Raw genomic sequence first — 15,319 nt, 5'->3', positions numbered from 1 at the left:
TCGAGTCGTAGGCTGGAATAAGCCGGTTTGAGCGGCAGCGAAAACAGGCGTTTCCGGCAAACGTCTTCGCAATTAGCCGGAAACGCTACCTCGCGCTACGCCCTTCGACAAGCTCAGGGCAGGCTTGGGTAGCCTTATTCCAGCCTACGCCCCTGCTTAAGTCAAGTTAGGGGGCTTGCAACCTTTCGCCTTTCGCCTTTCGCCTTGTACCTTGCTTCTTATTAATCCCTCTTCTTACTCTTCACCCGCCTCATCAAGCGTTCCTTCTTTTTCACCTGCCATTCGGTCAGCTTGTTCTTTTGCCCGTGGAATGGATTGGCCGTCGACTTGAACACCAAGCGTATCGGCGTTCCGACCAGCCCCATTTTGTCGCGGTAATAGTTGATCAGGTAACGCTTGTAAGACTCCGGCAATGAATCGGTCTGCACGCCGTGAATCACCACGATCGGCGGATTCCTGCCGCCCTGATGCGCGTATTTCAGCTTGATGCGGCGGCTGTTCACTATCGGCGGCTGGTGCGCGGTGGTGGCTTCTTTCAGGATACGGGTCAGCACCGGCGTGGACATGTCGAGCATGGCCGATTGGTACAATTGCTGTACGACATCGAACATTTTGCCGACGCCGCTGCCGTGCAATGCGGAAATCGGGTGTTTTTCGGCAAATTCGAGAAAAGACAGTTTGACGTCGAGTTGCCGGTGAATGGTTGCCTTCTGGTCGGCGCTGATGCCGTCCCACTTGTTCAAGCCGATAATCAAGGCTCTTCCGGCCTCCAATACCAGGCCTAATAAATGCGCGTCCTGGTCGGTGACGCCTTCCCGCGCGTCAATCAGGTAGATGACGACATTGGCTTTTTCAATCGCCTGCAATGATTTAATGACGCTGAACTTCTCGATGGTTTCGGCTATTTTGGATCGTCTGCGCATTCCGGCGGTATCGATCAGGGTGAACTTCTTGCCGTTGCGCTCGAAGGGGATGTAGATGCTGTCGCGCGTGGTGCCCGGCTCATCGAATACGATAACCCGCTCTTCGCCCAACAGGCGGTTGACCAACGTCGATTTGCCGACATTGGGCCGTCCGACCACGGCGATACCGATGCCGTCATGGCTTTCTTCGACTTCGCCTTTGCCAGGCGGCAGCAGTTGATCAACTTTTTCCAGTAATTCGGGTATGCCTCTGCCGTGGGAAGCGGAGATCTGCACAGGCTCGCCCAAGGCCAGCGAATAGAAGTCCGATGCGGCCATGTTGGCGTCAATGCCGTCAACCTTGTTGGTGACCAATATAACGGGCTTTTGCAGTTTTCTCAGGGTATCGGCAATGACCTTGTCGGAGACGCTCAAGCCTTCGCGCGCGTCAACCATGAAGAACACGACATCCGCCTCTTCCAGCGCGACCTGCACCTGTTTTCTGGCAAAACTTTCTATGCCTTCGGCGTCATCGGCTATACCGCCGGTATCGACGACCAGACAGGGACGGTCGCCCAGTTTTACCCGGCCGTATTGCCTGTCCCTGGTTAATCCCGAAAAATCCGCAACCAGCGCATCGCGGCTGCGGGTTAAATAATTGAATAATGTGGATTTTCCCACATTGGGTCGCCCTACTAGGGCTATTACAGGTAACATATTTACTCAGCAGTTAGAAAAATTCAACGCAGATGACACCGATTTGACCGGTAAACACAAGATATTATAGGCACAAGACGAAAGGCATAGGGCAAAAGAGTTTTTTCGCCTTTCGTCCTTTGCCTTTCGTCTTTTTTATCCGTTTAAACCGTCCAATCAGTGTCATCCGTGTTCCTTTTAAAATCAATATCTTTATTACCGGACTTTTAAAGCGGCAAGGGTGCCGTCTTTGGCATAAACATAAACGGTATTATCTACCACGACAGGCTTGGCGTCGATTGCGCCTTCAGTCACTTGAACGCGGCCCAGTTGTCTGCCGTCAAGATTGGAGAACCAATGCACATAGCCTTCAAAATCCCCTGCCACCACGTAATTGCCATAGGCGGCGGGAGCGGTTAATCTTCTTTGATGCAAGTCTTTCTGCGTCCACAAGGACGCGCCGCTGCGCTGGTCCAGCTGCATGACATGACTTTGTGTATCGCTCAGGTATAAATACCGGGAGTCATGACTCAAACCGGAATGAGATGAAATGGTTTCATTACGCCACAATACATCGCCGTCCAATTCCGAAATAGCCGCCAGGCCGCCTTGATAGCTGGCAACGTAAATCACGCCGTTAATAACGATAGGGTCAACATCCAGATCGACCAGCCGTTCAATTTCAGAGCGCCCTTTGGAGACGGCAATACTGGTTTCCCACACATATTTGCCGTCGGTCAAACGCAAGGCCATAACTTTGCCGTTATCGTAGCCGCCGATCACGTTATCCTCGACAATCAACGGCGATCCGGTTCCGCGCACACTTAAAGCCGGTACGCTACGCTCATAACTCCAGCGCTTGCCGCCGGTTTTTTCGTCAAGCGCGATCACGGAGCCGTCCGTGGTGCGGACGACCACAATGCCGTCGCCGACCACGGGCACCGAAAGCACTTCGCTGGATACTGTGGATTTCCACAGCACGGCTCCGGTTTCAATATCCAATGCAACGACTTCGGCATCGCTGGAACCTAAAATAAGGCTGCCTGCGCCAAGGCCCGGACCGCCGGAAAAATGAACCTCGGTTTCAGTCGCCCAGATTAAATTACCGGTCGTCAGGCTCCTGGCCTGCACCACGCCTTCCCGGTCCGCCGCCAGTATCTTTCCGCTGCCGATTGCAGGAATCAGTTTTAAGGATTGCTCGTCGGCGCCCACTCCGACCGATTCTTTCCAAAGGACTTCAAGCTGAATTTCAGGCGTATACTCAACTAAAACGTTCGGAGGATCGGCGTTGTCTTCACCGCCAAGAAAGTAATCACTGATGCCGGAAACGCCTTCCTTAAGAGTATCAACAGCCGCACAGCCTGTTAATAAGAAGATGCAGGACAAAAGGCAAAAGGCGAAAAAACCTTTTGCCTCTCGCCGTTCGCCTTTCGCCTGATTCATATCGCTTGAATAGTTGCTCATTATTTTGGGGCTTCTAACTTTTCTTGGGCGGTCAGGTCATCAATCTTGAACTGCAACAACGGCGACGGCTGTCCCTCTCTCAAGGCATTTTGATACGAGGTGCGGGCCTCGTCCAATCGATCCAAAGCCACGTACAAATCGCCGACTAATTCATCATAATTGGCTGAATAGCTGGATGCTTGTTTTGCATCCACCTCGTTAATGACCTGCAAACCTTGCTCATACTCTCCGGTAGCCAGCATTAGGCGCACCAGTCTTATCCTGGCGATATTGCCCAACGCTTTGTTCGACTCGGCAGCAATAGTCTTCAAAATCTGTTTGGCGGCAGCGACATCGCCTTGCTGGGCCTTTAATTTTGCCTGAAACAATCCACTGAATGCCGCATATTCAGTACCTTTAAACTGCTCCTGCATACGTTCGGCCAGCTTGTCCGCGGAGTCTTTTTTATCGTCATCCAGCGCTTTCAGCAATTGATCGTAAGTTGCGGAAGCTTGCGCCGCGCGCTCTTTCTTATGATCCTGCCAGTAATTCCAGCCCAGAATAATGACGATGCCCATGACCAAGCCGACGATGGTGGAGGTCGAGTTTTCTTTCCACCATCTTTTTAGGGCTTCAACCTGTTCTTCTTCTGTATCGTAAATTTCCACTTGTTTTTCTCTTTTTAAATTTAAAAAAATATTTTCGCCACGAAGGCGCGAAGAACACGAAGTTTTTATTCTATTTTTTTCTTCGTGAACTTCGTGCCTTCGTGGTGATTAGTCAATCTGCATCTGCAAAAACTCAATTGCCTGCTGCTGAGACATATTCTGTTGCTCCAGCTCATTATTGCGTAGCGGTTTGATGCTGACCTCGCCTCGGCTGACTTCATCGTCTCCTAGAATAATCGCAAATTCGGCGCCGCTTTTATCGGCTTTTTTAAACTGGCTTTTAAAACTGCCGCCGCCGCAATTCACCTGCAATTTCAAGCCGGGAATTTCATTTCTGAGGGTTTCGGCAAAGCGCATGCCCGCCTGCTCCGCTGCATCGCCGACCCGGATCATGTAGACATCGACGGAGCTTGCAAGCTGTACACACTCCAGCGTTTCCATCAAAGCCAACAAGCGTTCCATGCCCATCGCAAAACCGACGGCATGATTGGGTTTGCCGCCCAACTGCTCTATCAATCCGTCATAACGCCCGCCCGCACAGACCGTACCTTGCGACCCCAATTCGTCGGTGACCCATTCGAAAACGGTCTTGCTGTAATAATCCAGCCCGCGTACTAGCCGGGAATTGAGCTCGTAACCTATCCCGAGATCATCCAGTATCGCCGTTATCGCGTTAAAATGCTGGCGGCTTTCGTCGCCCAGGAAATCGGTCAATTCCGGCGCACCGGCCACAACGTCCTGCATCGCCGGGTTCTTGGTATCCAAAATCCGCAACGGATTGGCCTCCAACCTGCGTAGGCTGTCTTCATCCAATTGCTCCAACCGGCTTTGAAAATAGCTGACCAGGCTTTCCCGGTAAACGATGCGTTCGGCAATAGTACCCAAGGAATTGAGCTGTAGGCGAACTTTGTCGCGGATTCCCAGCTTTTTCCATAGCCGGTCCATGATCAGGATCAATTCCGCATCAATATCGGGGCCCGCCATGCCGTAGGTTTCAACGCCCAGTTGAATAAACTGGCGATAGCGGCCTTTTTGCGGGCGCTCATGCCGGTACATCGGCCCGTAATACCATAACCGATGCACCTGGTTATGTAACAAGCCATGCTCCAGACAAGCCCTCAGACAACCGGCCGTACCCTCGGGACGCAGGGTCAAGGAGTCGCCGTTCCGGTCGTCGAACGTGTACATTTCTTTTTCGACGATATCGGTCACTTCGCCGATAGAGCGTTTGAACAGTTCGGTTTTTTCGACGATCGGCAGGCGTATTTCGCTGTAACCGTAAGCACCGAGTACGTCTCTGATGCATTGTTCCGCATACTGCCAGAGCGGAGTCTGTTCGGGAAGTACATCGTGCATCCCGCGAATTGCTTGAATATTATTTGCCATATTTAAATAGGGTTGATGCCACGGATTTAAATAACTTCTCGTTAGTAACAGGTAAATATCAAAAGAGACGAAAGGCAAAGGACAAAAGGCGAAAGCTGTGTTTTTTTGCCCTTCGCCTTTTGCCCTTCGCCCATTAATTAAAAATCTTTAAGCCCGGCGATTTTTTTTGCTTCATTGGAAAGCGGGAATTTTTCCAGCAATAAACGTTTATATTCCTTGGCAAGTTCCTTATTGCCGATCACCCGCTCGGTTTGCGCAGCAAGCCATAAGGTTTCAGGCGTATGGGCCGCCACATTCAGATAGCGTTGCAAAAATCCTTTTGCCGCCCAGAAATCACCGTTTTGATAAGCAATTTTCTGCATTTCCGATAATGCCGGCGCATAAGCCTTATTCAGTTGCAGCGCTTGCCTGAAATAAGTCTCGGCTTGTTGCCTGTTCCCGGCGCCCAACTGGCATCGACCGGCATTGGTTAACGCCAACCACTGCCGGTCGTTCAACGGATTTGAGCTTGCTTCGGACAGCAACTCCATGCCTTCGTCGACCTCGCCATGTTCGCAAAGGAAACGGCCGAAATTATTTTTCACGCCCAAGTCGTCGGGCGTCAAACTCAGAGCCGTCTCATAATGATCTTTGGCTTTGTCGGGCTGATTTAATTTTTCATACAAAAAAGCCAGGGCATTATGCGCCTGCGTATTGCCCGAATTCCGCTTTACTGCCAGCAGCAAGTTATCCCGGGCCAGCTCCAGCTTGTTCATGTTCAGGTAACGCACGCCCAGCTGTAAATGTATGTCGTCGGCATTGTCCTGTTTAACATTGCTTGCCGAATCACAGGCGGCCAACGCGGCAATGAGCAGGCCAAGCGCAAACCGGTTAATCTTGTTCGATCTGTCAGGCCGCACGTTCCGAACCTGCCGCTTGAACTTTCAAGTGTCTGCGGCTTTTATCCTTAACTTGTCCTACCAACTGACCGCAGGCGGCGTCGATGTCTTCTCCGCGCGTCTTCCTGACCGTGGTGACGATGCCCGCATCATTTAACAAGGTTTTAAAGCGATTAATCGCTTCTTTGCTGGAACAGCGGTAAGCCGAGTTAGGGAACGGGTTAAACGGTATTAAGTTGACTTTTGACGGCACCGTTTTTAACAGCTTAATCAGTCCTTGCGCATCCTGCGTCGAGTCGTTAACGCCGTCCAGCATCACATATTCAAAAGTAACGGTGCGACGCGGCGCTATCTTGGCGTTATCCCGGCACGCTTCCATCAGTTCTTTCAACGGATATTTCTTGTTGATCGGCACCAGCTCATCACGCAGCTCATCGGTTACCGCATGCAACGATACCGCGAGACTGACATCGCAGACCTGGGTTAAGCGGTACATCGCGGGTACGACGCCCGAAGTGCTGACGGTCACCCGGCGCTTGGACAGCCCGAAGGTGAAATCATCCATCATCAGGTTCATCGCCGCGACCGCATTGTCGAAATTCAACAGCGGTTCGCCCATGCCCATCATGACCACATTGGTGATTCTGTTTTCCGATCCCAGCCGTTTTTGCGCAACAAATAACTGGCCGATAATTTCCGACGTGGTTAGGTTGCGGTTAAAGCCTTGCTGGGCGGTCGAGCAAAAGGTGCAAGCCAACGCGCAACCGATTTGCGATGAGACGCATAAGGTGCCGCGTCCCTCTTCGGGGATAAAAACCGTTTCGACCCGATTGCCGCAACCGGTTTGCATCACCCATTTCCGGGTGCCGTCCGTTGCGATTTTTTCGAGCACGATTTCAGGCGTCGCGATAGTGCAGTTTTCAGTTAAATAAGCGCGCAGTGACTTGCTCAGATTGGTCATCAGGTCGAAGTCTTCGACGCCTTCCTGATAGATCCATTTAAGTAATTGTGTCGCCCGAAAAGGCTTCTCGCCTAACTCGACAAAAAAGGCCGCGAGGCCTTCCCTGTCGAAATCGAGCAAATTGATGGTTTGGGTTTTAGCGGGTTCTTGCACAGATTTCATTGTCTGAGAAAAAGTAAGCAATTTCCCTTTGAGCGGTTTCGACAGCGTCTGAACCGTGTACCGCATTTTCATCGATGCTGCTGGCAAAATCGGCGCGGATAGTGCCGGCAGCCGCTTCTTTCGGGTTGGTGGCGCCCATGATTTCGCGATGCTTCAGAACCGCGTTTTCGCCTTCCAGCACTTGCATGATCACAGGACCTGAAATCATGAATGCGACCAAATCATTAAAGAAACCGCGCTCGCTGTGTTCCGCGTAAAAACCTTCGGCTTGTTCTTTAGTCAAATGCAGCATTTTTGCGGCAACGATCTTCAAATCGTTCTTTTCAAAGCGGCTGTAGATTTCACCGATTACGTTTTTTGCTACGGCATCAGGTTTAATGATTGAAAAAGTGCGTTCTATCGCCATTTGTTTAAAACTCCAAGTGTGAATAAATGTTGTTAAGCGGCTAATTATACCTGATTAGCCGCTGTATTTTGAAAATACCTGACGGTTAAGGCCTGCCGTCCAATTCCGCACCTTCTTTTACCGGGATCATCAAATCCTCAGCGCTGATGCCCAACAATAAAGCCGCAGGACTGGCGATAAAAATAGAGGAATAAGTGCCGAAAACGACGCCGAACAACAGTGCAATCGAAAAATTATGAATCACCTCGCCGCCCAGGAAAAACAACGAAACCAATACCAGAAATACCGTCAACGAGGTCATGATGGTTCGGCTTAAGGTCACATTGACCGAGATGTTCATGATTTCCTCGGTCGATTTGTTTCTGAGTTGCCGAAAATTTTCCCGGATGCGGTCATAAACCACGATGGTGTCGTTCAATGAATAACCGATCAATGCAAGAATTGCGGCCAATACGGTCAGGTCGAACTCCAGCCCTAAAATAGAGAACAAGCCCAACGTAACAATGACGTCATGAAATGTCGCTATGATCGAGCCGACCGCGAATTTCCACTCAAATCGCCATGCGACATAAATCAAAATGCCTATCGTTGAGTACAACAGGGCTAAAAAACCATCCTCAGCCAGATCGTCGCCGACCTGAGGACCGACAAATTCAACGCGGCGGATACTGGCCGGCTCATTAGTCGTTTTATTAATCGCCTCAAGCACCCTGGCGCTTAAATCGACGCTACTCACATCTTCATGCGGTTTCAGGCGAATCAACACGTCTTTGGTGGTGCCGAAATTCTGCACTGTGGCATCGGCAAAGCCGGAGCTATCCAAGGTATTGCGCAACACCGTTAAATCCGCCGCCTGTTGATAACCCACCTCAATCAACGTCCCGCCGGTAAAATCGATGCCCATTTGCAAGCCGCGTACAGCCAGTGATCCTATCGAGACAATCGACAGCACAGCGGAAAATATCAGCGCTATATTGCGGTTGCCTATAAAATTTATATTTGTTTTTGACATGATTTAATCTTCATCGAAAGTGCTAAATAGATAACTTCTCAACCCTGCGGTTACCGTATACCCAGTTCATAATCATCCGCGTGCCGGTGATTGCCGTAAACATCGACGACAAAAGACCGATAATCAGCGTCACCGCAAAACCTTTTACCGAACCGGTGCCAAAAACAAACAACATAACCGCCACCAGCAAGGTGGTGATATTGGAATCGAGAATGGTCGCAAAGGCTTTTTCAAAACCGATGTAAATAGCCGATTGCGGCGTATTGCCATTGCGAAGCTCTTCCTTAATCCGCTCGAAGATCAATACGTTGGCGTCAACCGACATGCCCACGGTCAGGATGATCCCGGCTATGCCCGGCAAGGTCAGCGTCGCCTGCAACATCGACAAAATTGCGATAATAATAAACACGTTAAACACCAACGCGATATTGGCAAACACGCCGCAAAGCCGGTAATAGATCACCATGAACAGCGCGACCAGCGCAAAACCCACCACAAAAGACAGCATACCTTTATCGATATTGTCCTGACCTAAACTCGGGCCCACGGTACGTTCTTCGACAATATCAACCGGAGCCGCCAACGCACCCGCTCTTAACAGCAACGATAGATTGCGCGCTTCCTGAGGACTGTCCAAACCGGTCGTTTGGAAGCGATGACTGAAAACGCCCTGGATAGTCGCCACGTTGATGACTTTTTCAACTTTTTCTTTATGGCGGACTTTTTGGCCGTTCACCACCTTGGTTTCAACTTTATATTCGATAAACACCACGGCCATCGGCTTGCCGATGTTAGCCTGGGTCAATTTGCCCATTTTGGCGCCGCCTACGCCGTTCAGCGAAATATTCACCGATGGCCTGCCGTCCTGATCAACGCCGGAAGAGGAATCGACGATTTGATCGCCGGTCACAATAACCCGGCGATCCAGCAGGATAGGGTTGCCGTTACGCTCGTAATACAAGCGGCTGCCGACCGGAACATGCCCTTCAACCGCTTTTTGCACATCGTGTTCCACATCAACCAGACGGTATTCCAGCGTAGCCGTCGTACCTAAAATTTCCTTGGCGCGGGTCGTGTCCTGTACGCCCGGTAACTGGACCACGATACGGTTTTCGCCTTGTTGCTGAATCACCGGCTCCGCAACGCCCAATTCGTTGACGCGATTACGCAAAGTCGTCATGTTTTGCGCAACAGCGAACTTTTTAGTCTCCCGCACTTCCTTTTCAGAAAGCTTTAACCAGACTTGATCCTGCTCTTTGGGCTCGGTGACATCCAAAGAACGGAAATCCTTAGCCAATATTTTCAGCAGCGCAGGCTTGTCGTCAGCCGAGTTCAGCTTAACCTTAATAAACCCGCTGTCTTTGGAAACCGATTGATAGCGTAATTTTTCGTTTCTTAACGCCAGACGCACATCATCGTTGTAACGCTCTTCAGCCTGCTTAACGGCCGCATCCATGTCCACTTCGAGCAGGAAATGCACGCCGCCGCGCAAGTCCAAACCAAGATACATCGCTTCCGCGCCCAAAGACCTAAGCCAGGCAGGCGTGGTAGGCGCCAAATTTAACGCGACATTATAATCGTCGCTCATTTTTTCCCTGAGTAAATCCGCCGCTTTCAGTTGATCGTCGGCACTGTTGAACCGGGCTAAAATATGACCGTCTTTAAATTCGAATGCCTTGATATTAAATCCGGCCGTTTTAATAACAGACTCGACCTGATTGGCCTGTTCCTGCGCCAATTTGACAGCGCGTGTCGATGACACCTGGACAGAAGGATCGTCGCCGTACAAATTCGGCAACGAGTAAATAATCCCGACCGCAAAAACAATCAGGACCAATAGATTTTTCCAAAGTGGATAATGGTTTTGCATGTGTTATTCCAACAATTCAACTATGTCGTAGGATGGGTAGAGGCGGCAGCCGAAACCCATCATAATCAATCGTCTATACGATGGGTTTCGCAATGCTCTACCCATCCTACGCGCAATGACATTAAACTTTAGCGACTTTTTTGGTTATCGCTTTGTAAGTTCCCTTCGGCATCATGTTCTCGATACTGTGCCGCTGTACTTGAATAAAGGTATTGTCGCAGATCTCGAGCTTGACGAAATTCTCATCCAAATCGACAACCTTGCCTAAAATCCCGCCCGAAGTGACCACTTCAGAACCTTTATTAATCGTGGCGAGCATTTGTTTTTTCTCTTTCGCGCGCTTGGATTGCGGACGCAGAAACAAAAAATAAAAAAACACCAATATGCCCAGCGGGAATATCATGCCTTCAATGCCGGGTTGTTGGGCGGCGGGAGCAGCTGCGGCTACAGCGTCGGAAATTAAAAAACTCATGGTGATCCTCGGGATTATTGTTATTAAAATAATTATGTTATAAAAAACGGCTATTCAGCGGATATTAGTCCTATTGGATAATAAATACGGATGACACGTTTTTAAATCCGCATTCTATTTTCCAACTACTGAGCAGCTACACTAAAAAGTTTGCCATTATGCCACAGTCGGCACGGCTTTTCCTCGTTGTTGGTAAAATTGCTTGACAAAAATATCCAGCTCTTGCCTTTCAATCGCATCGCGCAAGCCTTGCATCAGGTTCAGGTAATAATAAAGGTTATGAATGGTATTGAGCCTTGAACCCAACATTTCCTTGCATTTATCCAGATGCCGCAAATAGGCTCTGGAAAAATTCCTGCAGGTATAGCAGCCGCAGGACTCGTCCAGAGGACCGGTATCGAACTCATACTGGCTGTTCCTGATCTTCACCACGCCGAACGTGGTAAAAAGATGGCCGTTGCGGGCGTTGCGGGTCGGCATCACGCAATCGAACATATCGATACCGCGCCTGACCGCCTCCACCAAATCTTCCGGCGTGCCGACACCCATCAGATAGCGCGGCTTATCGACCGGCATTTTGGGATGCACTACATCCAGCGTCGCCATCATCTCTTCCTTGGGTTCGCCGACCGACAGGCCGCCGATCGCATAGCCGTCAAAACCGATGTCCACCAGACCGGCTATCGATTCCTCGCGCAGATTCTCGTACATCCCGCCCTGCACAATGCCGAACAAAGCCGACGCATTGCCTTCATGGGCCGCCTTGCTGCGCGCCGCCCAACGCAACGACAGGCGCATCGACTCGGCCGCCTCATGGACCGTCGCAGGATACGGCGTGCATTCATCGAAAATCATCACGATGTCCGAACCCAAATCGCGCTGCACCTGCATCGATTCTTCAGGCCCCATAAAAATGGAACTGCCGTTGATCGGCGATTTGAAGGTCACGCCTTGCTCGGTGATTTTTCTTAACGCGCCCAGGCTGAATACCTGGAAGCCGCCGGAGTCGGTCAATATCGGCTTGTCCCAGCGCATAAAATCGTGCAAATCGCCGTGCGCCTTGACCACATCCATACCGGGACGGAGCATTAAATGAAAGGTATTGCCGAGAATAATCTGCGCACCGATACCGGTCAGCTCATCGGGTGTCAGCGCCTTAACCGTTCCATAAGTGCCGACCGGCATAAAAATCGGGGTTTCCACGATGCCGCGGGCAAAGGTAAGCTGGCCGCGCCGCGCATGGCCGTCCGTATTAATTAATTTGAAATCCATAAAAATGAAGAGTGCATTGAAGGCTGGGAATTATCCAGACTTTTTAAATGAATGTACATGTGAAGCATTAAAACGCTGTTTGATTGACGCGGGATTTGATTGATCAATACGCTGCGCCGAAGCTGAATTAAGGAACTATTTAGCAGCAGCTACCAGCCCCCATAAATCCACAAACGACCGATAGAACCGAGGATCCTGCACCGTTGCACCGCGTTGGCCGACCAGCGCCGACGCAAAAGCCTGCGCCCGCTCCATCGTCAGTTGCAACGGCCAGCCCTGATTAATGCCGAGCAACAACACCGACGCAAAAGCATCTCCGGCGCCGACCGTATCAACCACCGCTAAGGCATCAACCGGCGCGACGGCAACAACTTCGTCATTCGCATTAACAGCCATCGCTCCTTGTTCTCCGCAAGTCACAACCAATCCCGCCAGGTCGTACTCCGCTCGAAACATCCGCATATCGACATTGATATCGCCGGTTCCCGGATGCAGCGCCTGTAACTCATGATGGTTCAGTTTGACCCAATCGGCATCGCCAACCCGCTTTAGCACTTCAGCTTTATTCCACCAGGGCGCGCGCAAATTAACATCCATAAATAACGCGCCTTTATGCCGCGCTTTCAATGTCTCCAGAGTCCGCCTGGAGTCAGCATGACGCAGGGCCAGGGTGCCGTGATAAAGCAAGCCGCCGGATTGCGCAGTTGCCAATTCATCGGCGGCGATAAAATCGTAAGCCTGTTCCGGCACGATCGCATAACTCGGTTCGCCCTGTTCGATAGAGACCTGCACGGTCCCGGTCGGATAGGCCCGATCCAGTTGCAAGCCCGATAAATCCATGCCCCATGACTGCATGGCCGAGCGAATGGAATCGCCCAGCCGATCCTGGCCAACCCGGCTGATAAAAAACGGCTCCTGGCCAAAAGCCTGAAGATGCCAAGCGACGTTAAACGGCGCCCCACCCAACACGCAACTGCCATCGGGAAAATGATCGAACAGCACCTCGCCGAAAATAGTGATCCGGTTGTTACTCATTAACTTTCATTCATTGTTTTGTGTACGGTACAAAAGGGGATACGCCATAAAATACCATTACTATAGTTGCCGTTCATACTCACAAGCCAGATAAAGTGCGTCTTCAGTTAAAAACTGACAAGCAATGCAGCACCATCACACATAAAAAAGGCCGGATATTCTCCAGCCTTTTTTGTTTCTCAATGATTAATGCAACAAGCCCTGCAATAAACCGTTCAATTTATGCACAAAAGCCGCCGGATCATCCAGCTGCCCGCCTTCGCTGAGTATGGCTTGATCGAACAGGATATGGGTCAGGTCGGCAAAACGGGCATCGTCTTGCTCTTCTTTCATTTTAACCACCAGCGGATGGGTCGGGTTGAGCTCGAAGATCGGCTTTCTGCCCATTCCCATGCCCAAACCTTGTCCGGCTTCCTTCATAATTCTTTCCATGTTCAGGCTCATGCCGTAAACGTCGGCCACCAGACAGGCGGGCGATTCGGTCAAACGATGACTCAAACGCACTTCGCTGACTTTATCGGCCAGCACGTCTTTAATCTGCTTCAACACGGTTTCAAAATCCTTGTTCACTTCTTCCTGCGCTTCTTTGTCCTCTTCGGCGTCCAAAACGCCCAGGTCCAGATCGCCTTTAGCGACAGACTGGAGATGCTTACCGTCGAATTCGTCCAGGTTAGACACCAACCATTCGTCGATACGGTCAGACAACAACAAGACTTCTATGCCTTTCTTGCGGAAAATCTCCAGGTGCGGACTGTTTTTAGCGGCCGAGAAAGTGTCTGCGGTGACATAGTAAATCTTGTCCTGCCCTTCTTTCATTCGGCCGACATAAGCTTCCAGCGTAACGTCCTGTTTGTCGGTATCGGCATAGGTTGAAGCGAAACGCAGCAATTTGGCGACACGCTCTTTATTGGCGTGATCTTCAATCGGGCCTTCCTTGATGACCGGGCCGAATTGAGACCAGAATTTCTCATATTTTTCCGGTTCAGTCTTGGCCAAATCCTCCAGCATGCCCAGCACTTTCTTGACTGCGCCCGACTTGATAGCGCTGATTTGCTTGCTCTGTTGCAGGATTTCCCGCGATACGTTCAGCGGCAGTGAGTTCGCATCGATAATCCCCCTGATAAAGCGCAAATAGCGCGGCATCAGCTGCTCGGCATCGTCGGTAATGAACACTTTGCGGATGTACAGTTTTACCCCGTGCTTGGCGTCCCTGTCCCACAGGTCGAACGGCGCGCGCGACGGCACATAAAGCAGCAAAGTATATTCATTGGTGCCTTCCACTTTGCTGTGCACATGGGTTAACGGGTCTTGAAAATCGTGCCCTACGTGCTTGTAAAATTCGTTATAAGCCTCATCGGTAATGTCCTGACGGGCTTTAGTCCACAATGCGGAAGCCGAATTGACGGTCTCTTCGACGATTTCCCCCGGTTTTTCCTCCTCGCCTTCTTCGCCCATCGATGGCGGGACTTCTTTGTCCATCACGATAGGCAGCGAGATATGGTCGGAGAATTTTCTGACGATGGAGCGGATGCGGTAGACGTCCAGAAACTCGCTTTCGTCTTCTTTCAAATGCAGCACAATCTCGGTGCCGCGTTGGACTTTTTCCACCGATTCGAGCGTGTAATCGCCCTCGCCCGCAGATTCCCAGCGCACGCCTTCGCTCTTGTCGGCGCCGGCCTTGCGGGTGGTTAAGGTCACTTTGTCGGCAACGATGAACGCTGAATAAAAACCCACGCCGAACTGGCCGATTAATTCGCTGTCTTTGGCCTGGTCGCCGGTTAATGCTTGAAAAAACTGTTTGGTGCCCGATTTCGCAATGGTGCCGATATGTTCCTGAACTTCCGCACGGGTCATGCCGATGCCATTATCGATGATGGTAATAGTGCGTTTGTCTTTGTCGTATTCCAGGCGAATTTTCAACTCGCTATCGCCTTCGTACAAACCGTCATTGGACAGCGCCTCAAAGCGCAGCTTGTCCGCCGCATCCGACGCATTGGAAATCAATTCCCGTAAGAAAATTTCCTTGTTACTATATAACGAATGAATCATTAAATGCAGCAGATGCTTAACTTCGGTTTCAAAGCCTAATGTTTCTTTTTTTGCTTCAACAGTCATGTTTATTAATCCTGATTAATTATAAGATTAACGCCAATATT

13 protein-coding genes are annotated in these 15,319 nt (G+C 50.6%); all 13 read right to left on the bottom strand.

Annotation, left to right across the window (positions count from 1 at the left end; genetic code table 11):
* Positions 1-221: 221 nt before the first annotated feature.
* Positions 222-1,619, bottom strand: coding sequence for a ribosome biogenesis GTPase Der (der, locus tag V3O24_RS09605; protein ID WP_104423172.1), 1,398 nt, complete (start codon positions 1,617-1,619; stop codon positions 222-224).
* Between the two features lie 195 nt (positions 1,620-1,814).
* Positions 1,815-3,062 (bottom strand): outer membrane protein assembly factor BamB, encoded by a 1,248-nt coding sequence (gene bamB / locus V3O24_RS09600; RefSeq protein WP_331307087.1) that lies wholly within the window; start codon positions 3,060-3,062, stop codon positions 1,815-1,817.
* Positions 3,062-3,709 carry a tetratricopeptide repeat protein gene (locus V3O24_RS09595; protein ID WP_181049850.1) on the bottom strand — a complete coding sequence of 216 codons (648 nt, stop codon included), beginning with the start codon at positions 3,707-3,709 and terminating at the stop codon, positions 3,062-3,064. The genes bamB and V3O24_RS09595 overlap by 1 nt, the downstream gene beginning before the upstream one ends.
* A 108-nt stretch (positions 3,710-3,817) precedes the next feature.
* Positions 3,818-5,095 (bottom strand): histidine--tRNA ligase, encoded by a 1,278-nt coding sequence (gene hisS, locus V3O24_RS09590; RefSeq protein ID WP_331307086.1) that lies wholly within the window; start codon positions 5,093-5,095, stop codon positions 3,818-3,820.
* Between the two features lie 137 nt (positions 5,096-5,232).
* On the bottom strand, positions 5,233-5,994 hold the full coding sequence (pilW, locus tag V3O24_RS09585; protein WP_331307085.1) for a type IV pilus biogenesis/stability protein PilW: 762 nt from the start codon (positions 5,992-5,994) through the stop codon (positions 5,233-5,235).
* On the bottom strand, positions 5,984-7,096 hold the full coding sequence (gene rlmN, locus V3O24_RS09580; RefSeq protein WP_104423169.1) for a 23S rRNA (adenine(2503)-C(2))-methyltransferase RlmN: 1,113 nt from the start codon (positions 7,094-7,096) through the stop codon (positions 5,984-5,986). The genes pilW and rlmN overlap by 11 nt, the downstream gene beginning before the upstream one ends.
* On the bottom strand, positions 7,071-7,502 hold the full coding sequence (ndk, locus tag V3O24_RS09575) for a nucleoside-diphosphate kinase (RefSeq protein WP_104423168.1): 432 nt from the start codon (positions 7,500-7,502) through the stop codon (positions 7,071-7,073). Before ndk ends, rlmN begins: the two co-directional genes overlap by 26 nt.
* A gap of 85 nt (positions 7,503-7,587) precedes the next feature.
* Positions 7,588-8,514, bottom strand: a complete 927-nt coding sequence (gene secF / locus V3O24_RS09570) for a protein translocase subunit SecF (RefSeq protein WP_331307084.1) — start codon at positions 8,512-8,514, stop codon at positions 7,588-7,590.
* A 22-nt stretch (positions 8,515-8,536) separates the two neighbouring features.
* A complete protein-coding gene (gene secD, locus V3O24_RS09565; RefSeq protein WP_331307083.1) occupies positions 8,537-10,384 on the bottom strand; it encodes a protein translocase subunit SecD in 1,848 nt (615 codons plus the stop codon).
* 121 nt (positions 10,385-10,505) lie between these two features.
* Entirely contained in the window at positions 10,506-10,856 is a 351-nt protein-coding gene (gene yajC / locus V3O24_RS09560; protein WP_104423165.1) for a preprotein translocase subunit YajC, read from the bottom strand.
* A gap of 156 nt (positions 10,857-11,012) precedes the next feature.
* Positions 11,013-12,128 (bottom strand): tRNA guanosine(34) transglycosylase Tgt, encoded by a 1,116-nt coding sequence (gene tgt, locus V3O24_RS09555; RefSeq protein ID WP_331307082.1) that lies wholly within the window; start codon positions 12,126-12,128, stop codon positions 11,013-11,015.
* Positions 12,129-12,263: 135 nt separating this feature from the next.
* The gene (locus V3O24_RS09550) at positions 12,264-13,163 is read right to left on the bottom strand and encodes a PfkB family carbohydrate kinase (RefSeq protein ID WP_331307081.1); all 900 of its coding nucleotides are present in this window, start codon (positions 13,161-13,163) and stop codon (positions 12,264-12,266) included.
* 186 nt (positions 13,164-13,349) lie between these two features.
* Complete coding sequence (gene htpG, locus V3O24_RS09545) at positions 13,350-15,278, bottom strand: molecular chaperone HtpG (RefSeq protein ID WP_331307080.1); 1,929 nt, start codon at positions 15,276-15,278, stop codon at positions 13,350-13,352.
* Positions 15,279-15,319 lie beyond the last annotated feature (41 nt).

The organism is Methylobacter sp. Wu8, assembly GCF_036440755.1.
Lineage (GTDB): Bacteria > Pseudomonadota > Gammaproteobacteria > Methylococcales > Methylomonadaceae > Methylobacter_A > Methylobacter_A tundripaludum_A.
The sequence above is the reverse complement of the archived record's forward strand: the minus strand, read 5'-3'. Positions and strand labels throughout refer to the sequence as shown.

Coding starts and splice junctions, on each gene's coding strand:
- der (WP_104423172.1), bottom strand. CDS start 1,619: ATGTTACCTGTAATAGCCCTAGTAGGGCGACCCAATGTGGGAAAATCC.
- bamB (WP_331307087.1), bottom strand. CDS start 3,062: ATGAGCAACTATTCAAGCGATATGAATCAGGCGAAAGGCGAACGGCGA.
- hisS (WP_331307086.1), bottom strand. CDS start 5,095: ATGGCAAATAATATTCAAGCAATTCGCGGGATGCACGATGTACTTCCC.
- rlmN (WP_104423169.1), bottom strand. CDS start 7,096: ATGAAATCTGTGCAAGAACCCGCTAAAACCCAAACCATCAATTTGCTC.
- ndk (WP_104423168.1), bottom strand. CDS start 7,502: ATGGCGATAGAACGCACTTTTTCAATCATTAAACCTGATGCCGTAGCA.
- secF (WP_331307084.1), bottom strand. CDS start 8,514: ATGTCAAAAACAAATATAAATTTTATAGGCAACCGCAATATAGCGCTG.
- secD (WP_331307083.1), bottom strand. CDS start 10,384: ATGCAAAACCATTATCCACTTTGGAAAAATCTATTGGTCCTGATTGTT.
- yajC (WP_104423165.1), bottom strand. CDS start 10,856: ATGAGTTTTTTAATTTCCGACGCTGTAGCCGCAGCTGCTCCCGCCGCC.
- tgt (WP_331307082.1), bottom strand. CDS start 12,128: ATGGATTTCAAATTAATTAATACGGACGGCCATGCGCGGCGCGGCCAG.
- V3O24_RS09550 (WP_331307081.1), bottom strand. CDS start 13,163: ATGAGTAACAACCGGATCACTATTTTCGGCGAGGTGCTGTTCGATCAT.
- htpG (WP_331307080.1), bottom strand. CDS start 15,278: ATGACTGTTGAAGCAAAAAAAGAAACATTAGGCTTTGAAACCGAAGTT.